Origin of the sequence: Aeromonas sp. QDB68 (genome assembly GCF_027707405.1) — a bacterium.
GTDB lineage: Bacteria > Pseudomonadota > Gammaproteobacteria > Enterobacterales > Aeromonadaceae > Aeromonas > Aeromonas caviae.
Genome location: NZ_JAPCIQ010000073.1, coordinates 1 through 10,122, shown reverse-complemented (window position 1 = coordinate 10,122; position 10,122 = coordinate 1). Strand labels below are relative to the sequence as shown.

Here is a 10,122-nt window from a genome sequence, read left to right as displayed (position 1 = left end):
GATTTGGTGCGTCCTAGTGGACTCGAACCACCGACCCCCACCATGTCAAGGTGATGCTCTAACCAGCTGAGCTAAGGACGCAAGATATTGTTTCTATTGATGAACTGTTTTCGAATGGTGCGTCCTAGTGGACTCGAACCACCGACCCCCACCATGTCAAGGTGATGCTCTAACCAGCTGAGCTAAGGACGCATCGTATTCGAAAATCTAATCATCAATTATGGTGCGTCCTAGTGGACTCGAACCACCGACCCCCACCATGTCAAGGTGGTGCTCTAACCAGCTGAGCTAAGGACGCATCACGAAAAGTGGTGGGTTTAATTGGATTCGAACCAACGACCCCTACCATGTCAAGGTAGTGCTCTAACCAACTGAGCTATAAACCCACTTCATAAACCGGACTGAAGACCCGTTTTATCCCGCCAGCACTGCTGGCGTGGTCGGCATACTACCCATGGCCCCCAAGGCTGTCAACAAGGGACATGCACAAAGGAGACTGTTTGCCCAGTTCTTGTGCAGCCTGTTGATTTTACAGGCGAGCCGTCCCAAAAGTGCGGCTCCCCGTGCCCCTGGCCGCGCCCTATTGCGCCCGGGAGAGGGCTGTGCAGGCTGCGGGGCTGGCGAAGCGGCCGTAGATGACGCGCAGCCGCGCGCCCAGCATCAGGGCGGCGGAGGTGAGACCGACGATGAAGCCTATCCAGAAGCCCTGCGGGCCCATGCGCGGTACCACCCAGTCGGTCAGCCCCAGGATCATGCCGGTGGGCAGACCCAGCCCCCAATAGGCGACGATGGTGACGTAGAAGATGGCCTGGGTATCCTTGTAACCGCGCAGGGCCGCCGCGGCCACCACCTGTACCGAATCGGAGATCTGGTAGATGGCGGCGAAGAAGAGCAGGGTGGCGGCGAGGCCGATCACCTGCAGGTCGTCGGTGTAGATCCCCGCGATGGGGTCGCGCAGCAGCACGGTGAGGGCGGCGGTCGCGGCGGCGACTCCCATGCCCAGCATCAGGCCGGTGCGGGCGGCGACCCTGGCCTGATCCGGTTGACCTTCCCCTATGTTGTGACCGACCCGGATGGTCACGCCGACACCGATGGAGAGGGGCAGCATGAAGACCAGGCTGGAGAAGTTGAGCGCAATCTGGTGACTCGCCACCGTCTCCGCACCGAAGGGGGCCAGCATCAGGGCCACCACGGTAAACAGGGTCACCTCGCAGAAGATGGCCATGGCGATGGGAAACCCCAGGCGAAACAGGCGCCAGATCCGGCTGCCGTTGGGGCGTGCCAGCTGGGCGAACAGGTTGATGCGCTTGAAGTGGGCAGAGCACTTCACATAGACGATCATCGCCAGCAGCATGGCCCAGAGCACGATGGCAGTGGCCACGCCGCAGCCGACGCCGCCGAGTTTCGGCATGCCGAAGTGGCCGTGAATGAAGATGTAGTTGGCGGGGATGTTGACCGCGAGCCCCACGAACCCGATCACCATGGTCGGCATGGTGTGGGAGAGCCCCTCACTGAAGTTGCGCAGCACCTGGAACATCACGAAGGCGGGCAGGCCCCACAGGATGGCGTGCAGGTAGCCGGCAGTCTTGGCCGCCATGACGGGATCCACATCCATGAACTGCAGTGCCAGGGGGCTGAAGTAGAGTGCCACCATGGCGATGGGCGTGACGATGAGGGCGAGCCAGAAGCCCTGGTGCACGGCGGGGCGCACCTCGTCCTGCTTGCGGGCGCCGTTGAGCTGGGAAACGATGGGGGTGAGGGCCATGATGATGCCCTGCACCAGCAAGATGATCGGCAGCCAGAAGCTGGACGCCACCGACACGGCGGCAAGATCCACGGCGCTCACCTGTCCCGCCATCACGGTATCGACGAAGTTCATGGCGATCTGGGCCACCTGGGCGACCAGAATGGGGCTGGCTAGACGAACGAGCTGCTTCGCCTCGGACCAATAACGTTGCACTGACACCTCCGAGTGGATCAGATAAAAGAGAAAGAGCGGGCAAGAGAGATGGGCTTTTGCCTCCTCGTCCTGAGGAGACAAAATGCGGGGGTGTCATTCTAGCCTGAAAAACCGCCAACGGGGAAGGTCGGCGGCAGATTTGTAGCCGGGATCAGGCGTCTTCGTGATCGCTGATCAGCAGGTTGGCCGCGGCATAGGCCGCCTGCTCGCGCAGATCCGCCGGTACCCGCTCGTCGGAGGCCACGGCGTTGAGCGCCCGTATGCTGGCGGCAATGGCCTGGGGCACATAACCCTGCTCACCGGAGCCAATCTGGTTGTAGGCGATGCGAATGGCTTCACAGCATTGATATACCTGCATTTTTGTTTCCTCGTTCAGTCTGGATTGATTGGGGTCACTATAGCGATCGCGCTTCTCCTTGTCAGCCGGCACCCTTGTCTTGCAAGGTGGCCGGGGGTAACCTGCCGACAATTTTCACAGCCTGGAGAGACTCATGTTCACCGGCATCGTACAAGGGACCGCCGAACTGGTGGCCATCGATTCACTGCCCAATTTTCGCACCCACGTGATCCGCATGCCGAGCCCGGCCTGGGGCGAGGGGCTGGCCCTGGGGGCCTCGGTGGCCCACAACGGCTGCTGCCTGACCGTCACCCGGGTGGAGGGGGATCTGGTCAGCTTCGATCTGATGCAGGAGACTCTGCGCCTCACCAACCTTGGGCAACTGGTGGTGGGTGACAAGGTCAACGTGGAGCGGGCCGCCCGCTTTGGGGACGAGATTGGCGGTCACGCCATGTCCGGCCACATCATGGGGACGGCCGAGGTGACCTCGGTCATCGACACCCCCAACAACCGCCAGGTGTGGTATCGCCTCGATCCTGCGCTCATGAAGTACGTGCTGACCAAGGGCTACATCGGCATCGACGGCATCAGCCTCACCGTGGGCGAGGTGCGCGCCAGGGAGTTCTGCGTCAATCTGATCCCCGAGACCCTGGCCCGGACCAACCTGGGCTGGGTCAAGGCCGGCTGGCAGACCAACATCGAGATTGACCCCCAGACCCAGGCCATCGTCGACACGGTGGAGCGGGTGCTGGCGGCGCGCCAGTAACCACCTGAGCGCTGCCCCCAGGGTTCGAAGAGGAGGGCGGCATCACGGGAAAGGCGCCCTCTTGTGGAAGAGGCGCCGCCCCAGAGCCTTGGAGACTTCTCTATGTTTGTCGTGACATTGACCTATGTGAAACCGCTGGCGGAGATCGATGCCCTGATCCCGGCCCACATTGCGTGGCTGGAGCGGCAATATGCCGCAGGCCATTTTTTGGCGTCCGGGCGTCGGGTACCCCGAGTCGGGGGCGTCATACTGGCGCAGGGCGTGAGCCGAGACGCCCTGGAGGCGATGCTGGCAGAGGATCCCTTCAAGCAGGCAGAGGCGGCCGATTATCAGGTGGTGGAGTTTGTTCCGACCATGACGTCGGCGAAGGCGGCGTGCTTGAGGGAAGCGTGATCCAGCCTGACGATGGCACCAGAACAAACGGGACCCATAGGGTCCCGTTTGTTTTTATCTGTGTCTGGACAGGGGAATTCAGAACAGCTGCTCGTCGTCGGCATCCACGAAGAGTTGCAGGCAGTCGCGGGCTTCATCCCGGTGCAGCCGCAGGTGGATGGGGTTGCAGCAGGCCATGCAATCTTCGTAGAACTCCTGATCCCCCTGGCTGGCATCCAGCTCGACCCGGGTGTGGTGGCCGCAGTGGGGGCAGACGATACGCTTGCTGGTGTATTCGATCATGGTGACCTCCTCGGGCCCGTGGGCCGTCTCTGTGCTCCTGCTGATTCTAGTCGCCACAAGGCGGCGCAACCGCGAGCAAGCGCACGTTTATGAGCGGGCTCAAGGGAGGCAGGAGGTCAGTCCGTGTTGCCTACTTGACCCAGTCGGCCAGCATCTCTGCGTTCAGCTCGGCAAGAGAGCGCAGCTCGTGGTTGGCGATGGCCAGACGGGGATCGCCGACCAGCGCCGGGTCCGGCACGATCAGCGCCGTCATGGAGGCTGCCTTGGCCGCCAGCAGGCCGGTGAAGCTGTCCTCGATGGCGAGACAGTGCACAGGCTCGACGCCGAGCTTCTCGGCGGCGTGGATATAGACATCCGGGTGGGGTTTGCCAAAGCGCTCCACCTCGGCGGAGTGGACCGCCATGAAACGGTCCTGGATGCCGAGTTTGCCGAGCACCGCCTCGACCATGGCAAACGGGGAGGAGGTGGCGAGCCCGATCTTGAGCCCTTGGGCCTCGATGAGGTCGAGGGCTTCCAGCACCCCGGCCTTGGGCTGCCCCTCTTGCAGGATGAGCGCGATCACCTGATCCAGAATGCGCTGTACCACCTCTTCCTGGCTGGGGCTGCTCCAGGGGCGGATCCGGTACCAGTGGGCCACCAGCTGATCGATGCGCACCCCTATGGTGGAGTTGCAGTCCTCCTCGGTGTGGAAGTGGCCCAGTTCGGCGAAGACGGCCATCTGTGCCCGTTGCCAGAAGGGTTCCGAGTCGATCAGAACACCATCCATATCGAAGATCACGGCAGTTAACATCTTGTACTCCTGACATAGGTGAAGGGGGGATTATAAGCCTGGTGCTTCAATGGGAAAGGGGCAGTCACCTGCCCCTTGCGCCGGATCACGCAGATAAACGTTTGTTTTTGCGTGGTAAAGCGGATTGCCTAGAACAGTACTTCTACCCGGGCTGCCACCGTCTTGGCCTGCTCCACGGCTTCCTGGCAATCCTGCCCACGGGCGAGCGCCACCCCGAGGCGACGACGACCGGCGATCTCCGGCTTGCCAAAGAGACGCAACTGGGCACCCGGCACCAGGGCCAGTGCCTCGCCAATCCCCTGATAGCGGATATCCTGGCTGTGGCCTTCCCGCAGCACCACGGCAGAGGCGCTCGGACCGTACTGGGTGATGGTGTCGACGGGCAGCCCCAGGATGGCGCGCACGTGCAGGGCGAACTCGGAGAGATCCTGGGAGATCAGGGTCACCATGCCGGTGTCGTGGGGGCGGGGGGAGACTTCGCTGAACCACACCTCGTCGCCCCTGATGAAGAGCTCGACCCCGAACAGACCATAGCCGCCAAGGGCTTCGACCACCTTGGCCGCCACCTCCTTGGAGCGGGCCAGGGCCAGCTCGCTCATGGCCTGGGGCTGCCAGGATTCGCGGTAGTCGCCATCCTCCTGACGATGGCCGATAGGCTCGCAGAAGTGGATGCCATCGACGGCGCGCACCGTGAGCAGGGTGATCTCGTACTCGAAAGGAACGAAGCCTTCGACAATGACCTTGCCACGACCGGCACGGCCCCCCTCCTGGGCATAGGTCCAGCTTTCATCCAGCCTGGCGAGATCGCGCAGCAGGCTCTGCCCCTTGCCGGAGGAGCTCATCACCGGTTTGACCACGCAGGGGAGGCCGATGGCCTCGACGGCGGCCACAAACTCCTCCTTGCTCTGGGCAAAGCGGTAGGCAGAGGTGGGCAGCCCCAGGGTTTCGGCGGCGAGGCGACGGATCCCCTCCCGGTTCATGGTGAGCTGGGTGGCGCGGGCATTGGGCACCACCTTGACCCCTTCCTGCTCGAGGGCGGCCAGGGTGTCGGTGGCGATGGCTTCAATCTCGGGGATGATGAGGTCGGGCTTGACCTCGGCCACCAGGGCGCGCAGGGCGGCACCATCCAGCATGTCCAGCACGCGGGCCTGGTGGGCCACCTGCATGGCGGGGGCGTTGGCATAGCGGTCGGCGGCGATCACCTCGATACCGAGCCGCTGCAGCTCGATGGCGACCTCCTTGCCGAGTTCGCCTGATCCCAGCAGCAGGGCGCGGGTCGCAGTGGGGCGGGTGGCGGTTCCAAACATCTGATCTCTCCTGAGGTCGGTGGTCAGCAGGGCTGATCCGGGTGAGCAAAAAAAGAGGCACGCATGGCGTACCTCAGGAAGTGGGTGGGTGGGCGCGCTGCTCCAGATGGGTGAGCAGGGTGATGGCGCCGATGATGATGGCCGCCCCCAGCCACAAGCGACCGGGGGGCGCCCAGCCAAATACCAGCCAGCCGGCCAGCACGTTCATGGGCAGCTTGGCAAAATCAAAAGGTTGCACGAAGGAGGCCTCCGCCACGCTGTAGGCGCGGGCGATGGACATCTGGGCCAGTGCCGACAGTACGCCCGAGGCGGCCACCAGCAGCCACTGGGTTTCGCTCGGCCACTGCCATTCAGGGATCGCCAGCATGGCGTTGAACGGGGTGCTGAAGACGAGCAGGTAGACGACGATGGTGTGGGACGACTCGCTGGCCGCCTGATAGCGCACCAGCAAGGAGTAGCCTGCCCAGAAGAGGGCGGCCGCCACCGGCAGCAGGGAGGCCAGGGTGAAGTCGTCGGTCCAGGGGGCCAGGATCAGCATGGCGCCGACAAAGCCGGCCAGGGTGGCCAGGATGCGGGCCCGGCTCACCTGCTCTTTGAGAAAGAGGGCTGATCCCAGGGTGGCAAACAGGGGGGAGGTCATCAAGAGCGCGATCCCCTGCCAGATGGGGACGGGGACCGCCAGGGCCCAGAGCCAAAACTGGATGCCGGTCACCGCCAGGGCGACCCGCAGCAGGTGCAGGCGCAGCTGGTTCGTCATCAGGGACTGGCGCAGACCGTGGCGCACCAGCCAGGGCAGCAGGCAGACCAGGGCTATCAGATATTGGTGAAAGGCGACCTGGGTCGAGGGGAGGCCGAGCGTGAAGCTGACATACTGGCTCAGGCTGTTGACTGCGGCGAAGCAGAGGCCTGCCACCATCATCCAGACGGCGCCGGCAAAGGGGGAATGCCTGCGGGAGGAGGTCATGAGATCCGGATCACGTACAAAAAGTGCGGCGGATCATAACGGCAATCGTTTGTCATGCCAAGGGGGCGGAGTTTGATGAGCCCCTCTCTGCCGAGGAAATGCACAGACATCAAATTTTTTGAATGACTTGAGCATCTATTTTCGCTATCAGGCTTTAATGCCAGTCTTTATAGTGACCTCCATCGACAGCCTGGCTGTTCAATTGACAATCAAATGGAGTTTCACCATGGCCAATATCCTCGTTCTGAAGTCCAGCATCCTGGGCCAGTATTCCCAATCCAACGCCCTGATCGACGGCTACCTGGCCGAGCGCCAGGGTGACACCATCCAGGTACGCGATCTGGCGACCCTGAACCTGCCGGTGCTGGACGGCGAGCTGGCCATGGGCCTGCGTGGTGGCGAGAACCTGAACGAGCGTCAGCAAGCGGTGCTGGCCCAGTCCGACGAGCTGGTCGCCGAGCTCAAGGCGAGCGATCTGGTGATCATCGCGGCCCCCATGTACAACTTCAACATCCCGACCCAGCTGAAAAACTGGATCGATCTGGTGGCCCGTGCCGGCGTGACCTTCCGTTACACCGAGACCGGTCCGGTCGGCCTGGTGGAGAACACCCGCGCCCTGGTGGTCAGCCCCCGTGGCGGCATGCACGTGGGCAATGCCACCGACCTGGTGACCCCCTACATGCGTACCGTGCTGGGCTTCATCGGCATCACCGAAGTGGACTTCATCTATGCCGAAGGCATGGGCATGGGTCCGGAGGCGCAAGCCAAGGGGATTGAGCAGGCCAAGGAGCAGCTGGAAACCCTGGCTTACTGATGCGACTCGGGGCCTCCCCAGTATCCTGAAACAACAACGCAGCCCTCGGGCTGCGTTGTTGTTTTTGGGCAGTCATCGCGCTCTGGCGTCGTTATTCGCGCAGGAAGTGGCGGCAGCCGCTGCCGACCATCAGAAAGACCGCCACGAGGGAGGCCAGCAGCAGGGTGGTGAGCCACTGCTCGGCGCTGTTGGGGACCTGGGGGAGGAAGAGGCTGATCACCAGCAATGTGCAGAGGGTGATCAGGCTGGTTGGTCGAATGAGGCGCATCATGGGTCATCCTTGGCTGCGGGTGGTGAACAAGAGGCTAACCGCGGTCTGTGACAACAAGATGTATCCATACCTCTTGCGAACATCAACTGACCGGGTAGCCACCACCTTAGCAGCTTTTGCCGACGGAGCCAGCGGCATGGGTCGGGTTGTGATCCGGATCCCTATCTGAACTGCTTCTGATCTTCCTGATAGTGGAAATCGCCGCTGGCCAGCCTGGCGACCAGGGCCTCCTTGTCGAGATCCTGCGCCCGGCAAAGATCATCGAGATCCTCGTAGTGATCACGCAGCTGCATGTTGACCAGGCTCAGCAGCATGTTGACATCCATGGTGGCAAAGTTGTTCAGCTTCATGAGGGTTGCTCGTTGTCCAGCAGGTGAAGTTGTTCGATGGCATCGCTGACGCTCTGCAGGTGCAGGCGAATGCTCTGGCGCGCCTCGGCCGGCAGATAGTCGGTGAGGGTGTGCTGCCAGCTTCCCGCCTCCGTCTTGAGCTGCTGGAACAGGGTGAGCCCCGCCGGGGTGAAGGAGACCAGGCTGATGCGCTTGTCCTGCACGCTGTTCTCGGTGAACAGGATGCCTTTCTCCACCAGACGATGGATCTCGCGGGAGATCCGTACCTTGTCCATGCCGCTCGCCTCCACCAGTTCCTTCTGGCTGATGGGGTAGTGGGGGCCGAGCACCATCATCAGGCGCCACTGGGGCACGGTGAGTTGGTACCGCTGCTGATAAAACTGTTCAAAGGTATCGCGCACCATCTCAGCGGCGTGAACCAGCTGATAAGGAGGGTAGTGCGCGAGCAGCTCAATGATCTTCGACATATGACATCCTGCTGTGGCGGCTGCATCGGGTGCAGTTTCTCTTGATACTTTGGCCTTGATGATACGTAACACAGGGGCATTTGTCTGACCAGTCACCAGAAAAATGTGCGTTTGCGCACGTGTTCTGTCATCGAATCGGCAATTGGGGTCTCAACTGGCCTGCTTGCCCGCACTCTTTCGCAGCCATATCAAGGCGTTGTGGGTCAGCCAGGCCTCGCGACTCTGCAAGGCGTAGAGCGCCGCCTCGTCACGGCTGCCTCCCTGCCAGCGGCGAGGCTCCTGCTTGGGCAAGCGGCGCTGGCCCAGCAAAGTGGCGGGCACATGGGGATTGACCTCCATTGCCGCCGCCAGATGAGGGCGCGCCGCCGCTTCCCCTTCGCAGACAAAGCTCATCAAGGCCTTGTTGTAAAGCAGCCAGCAGGAGGCTTCATCAAAGCGCACCAGCAGTTGTTGCAGGGCATCCCATTCCCCTTGCCAGGCATAGAGGGTGGAGAGGGGGTGGCGGCAAGCGGGCTCGTCGGCGCGACAGAGGGCGAGCAGGGCCAGGTACTCATCCCGTGCCTGCCCAAGCTGCCCAAGTCGCAGCAGGCAATCGGCTCGACCGGCCCTGGCCGCGATCAGAGGGCGTGCCTCGGGGACCTGCCAGCCATGGCCCGCGTGGGCTTGCCAGAATGCCTCATCGAACAGGAGGTTGGCATCGGCAATGATGCGCTCGAACCAGCCAAGGCGAGCGAGGGGATCGCGGCTCTCTGCCGCCAGCTCGAACCACTGCTGCCACTGGCGAGTCTGCTCGTTGTCCAGGGACGGGCTCTCTTCAGGCTCGGCCTCGTAGTGATCCTGGCCGAGCAGGAGGTTGAGGGCCGTCTTCATCTGCTGGCGTTGACGCTTGCAAAAATCGAGGAAGGGGGGCTCGCTGGCCGTAGCCTGGTGCAGCATCATGGCCATGGGCTTGTCGCGAAACAGGCAGAGCTCGGCCACCAGGCTGAAGCGATAGCGGGTCGCCGGATCGTTCAGGTCGGTCGGCGCCGGCCAGCAGGCTACCCCCTGACTGAAGCCATAGCTCCATTGGCCCAGAGGATGGCGCTTGTCAAACACCTGCTCCGGGTTGTCGGTAGAGAGGCGACACTGGCTCGGCAGGGCCAGCTGCGCGTCGTCGGCCTGGGCTTCCAGCTCGGCGATCAGGTGATGCAGCGCCTCGGCACTCTTCTCGTCCAGCGCCGCATCATGAGGCAGCAGGCCGGCCAGCGGATCTTGCCAGTCGGGGGCTACGGGCCCCGCCAGACGGGCGCACAGGAAGCCGTGCAGGGCGGGGTAACTCATCTCCTGCTGGCTGTGGGTCTGGATCCATCTTAAATGCGAAAGGGGACTCCCTCCGACGTAGGTGGGAGGGGAATTTCGCCGGGGCGTCAGCCCCGCTGGTT

13 protein-coding genes and 4 tRNA genes are annotated in these 10,122 nt (G+C 62.8%); 3 read left to right on the top strand and 14 right to left on the bottom strand.

Going from position 1 to position 10,122, the window contains the following annotated elements; translation table 11 throughout:
• Positions 1-4: 4 nt before the first annotated feature.
• The 6 genes from PG892_RS17065 to PG892_RS17040 form a co-directional block, all read right to left on the bottom strand.
• Positions 5-81 (bottom strand) — tRNA-Val (locus tag PG892_RS17065).
• A 34-nt stretch (positions 82-115) separates the two neighbouring features.
• Positions 116-192, bottom strand: a tRNA-Val gene (locus tag PG892_RS17060).
• Positions 193-221: 29 nt separating this feature from the next.
• Positions 222-298: transfer RNA gene (locus PG892_RS17055), tRNA-Val, on the bottom strand.
• 11 nt (positions 299-309) lie between these two features.
• Positions 310-386 (bottom strand) — tRNA-Val (locus PG892_RS17050).
• A gap of 194 nt (positions 387-580) precedes the next feature.
• Entirely contained in the window at positions 581-1,960 is a 1,380-nt protein-coding gene (locus PG892_RS17045; protein WP_029314480.1) for an MATE family efflux transporter, read from the bottom strand.
• A 151-nt stretch (positions 1,961-2,111) separates the two neighbouring features.
• Positions 2,112-2,318 (bottom strand): YaeP family protein, encoded by a 207-nt coding sequence (locus PG892_RS17040; protein ID WP_010674629.1) that lies wholly within the window; start codon positions 2,316-2,318, stop codon positions 2,112-2,114.
• A 133-nt stretch (positions 2,319-2,451) separates the two neighbouring features.
• On the opposite strand from PG892_RS17040, the gene PG892_RS17035 reads away from it, so the two are divergent.
• Both PG892_RS17035 and PG892_RS17030 read left to right on the top strand, forming a co-directional pair.
• Complete coding sequence (locus PG892_RS17035) at positions 2,452-3,063, top strand: riboflavin synthase (RefSeq protein WP_010674630.1); 612 nt, start codon at positions 2,452-2,454, stop codon at positions 3,061-3,063.
• A 102-nt stretch (positions 3,064-3,165) separates the two neighbouring features.
• Positions 3,166-3,456 (top strand): YciI family protein, encoded by a 291-nt coding sequence (locus PG892_RS17030; RefSeq protein WP_029314482.1) that lies wholly within the window; start codon positions 3,166-3,168, stop codon positions 3,454-3,456.
• A 78-nt stretch (positions 3,457-3,534) separates the two neighbouring features.
• On the opposite strand, the gene PG892_RS17025 is transcribed toward PG892_RS17030, so the two are convergent.
• From PG892_RS17025 to PG892_RS17010, 4 genes are all read right to left on the bottom strand, one after another.
• Entirely contained in the window at positions 3,535-3,738 is a 204-nt protein-coding gene (locus PG892_RS17025) for a CPXCG motif-containing cysteine-rich protein (RefSeq protein WP_005336871.1), read from the bottom strand.
• Positions 3,739-3,868: 130 nt separating this feature from the next.
• Positions 3,869-4,528: a hexitol phosphatase HxpB gene (gene hxpB / locus PG892_RS17020; protein ID WP_069785071.1), complete on the bottom strand. Its 660-nt coding sequence runs from the start codon at positions 4,526-4,528 to the stop codon at positions 3,869-3,871.
• A gap of 128 nt (positions 4,529-4,656) precedes the next feature.
• Positions 4,657-5,835, bottom strand: a complete 1,179-nt coding sequence (purT, locus tag PG892_RS17015; protein WP_270825606.1) for a formate-dependent phosphoribosylglycinamide formyltransferase — start codon at positions 5,833-5,835, stop codon at positions 4,657-4,659.
• A 73-nt stretch (positions 5,836-5,908) separates the two neighbouring features.
• Positions 5,909-6,799, bottom strand: a complete 891-nt coding sequence (locus tag PG892_RS17010) for a DMT family transporter (RefSeq protein WP_041211382.1) — start codon at positions 6,797-6,799, stop codon at positions 5,909-5,911.
• Positions 6,800-7,025: 226 nt separating this feature from the next.
• Here PG892_RS17010 and PG892_RS17005 point away from each other — a divergent pair, with 226 nt between their 5' ends.
• Entirely contained in the window at positions 7,026-7,613 is a 588-nt protein-coding gene (locus PG892_RS17005) for an FMN-dependent NADH-azoreductase (RefSeq protein WP_010674635.1), read from the top strand.
• 91 nt (positions 7,614-7,704) lie between these two features.
• Here the strand turns inward: PG892_RS17005 and PG892_RS17000 are convergent, their stop codons facing one another.
• The 4 genes from PG892_RS17000 to PG892_RS16985 all read right to left on the bottom strand — a co-directional run bounded on the left by PG892_RS17000 (position 7,705) and on the right by PG892_RS16985 (position 10,021).
• Complete coding sequence (locus tag PG892_RS17000; RefSeq protein WP_010674636.1) at positions 7,705-7,884, bottom strand: hypothetical protein; 180 nt, start codon at positions 7,882-7,884, stop codon at positions 7,705-7,707.
• A gap of 161 nt (positions 7,885-8,045) precedes the next feature.
• On the bottom strand, positions 8,046-8,234 hold the full coding sequence (locus tag PG892_RS16995) for a DUF4250 domain-containing protein (protein ID WP_043155974.1): 189 nt from the start codon (positions 8,232-8,234) through the stop codon (positions 8,046-8,048).
• Positions 8,231-8,701, bottom strand: a complete 471-nt coding sequence (locus tag PG892_RS16990; protein ID WP_010674639.1) for a MarR family winged helix-turn-helix transcriptional regulator — start codon at positions 8,699-8,701, stop codon at positions 8,231-8,233. Before PG892_RS16990 ends, PG892_RS16995 begins: the two co-directional genes overlap by 4 nt.
• A gap of 150 nt (positions 8,702-8,851) precedes the next feature.
• Positions 8,852-10,021, bottom strand: coding sequence for a UPF0149 family protein (locus PG892_RS16985; protein ID WP_010674640.1), 1,170 nt, complete (start codon positions 10,019-10,021; stop codon positions 8,852-8,854).
• Positions 10,022-10,122: the final 101 nt, after the last annotated feature.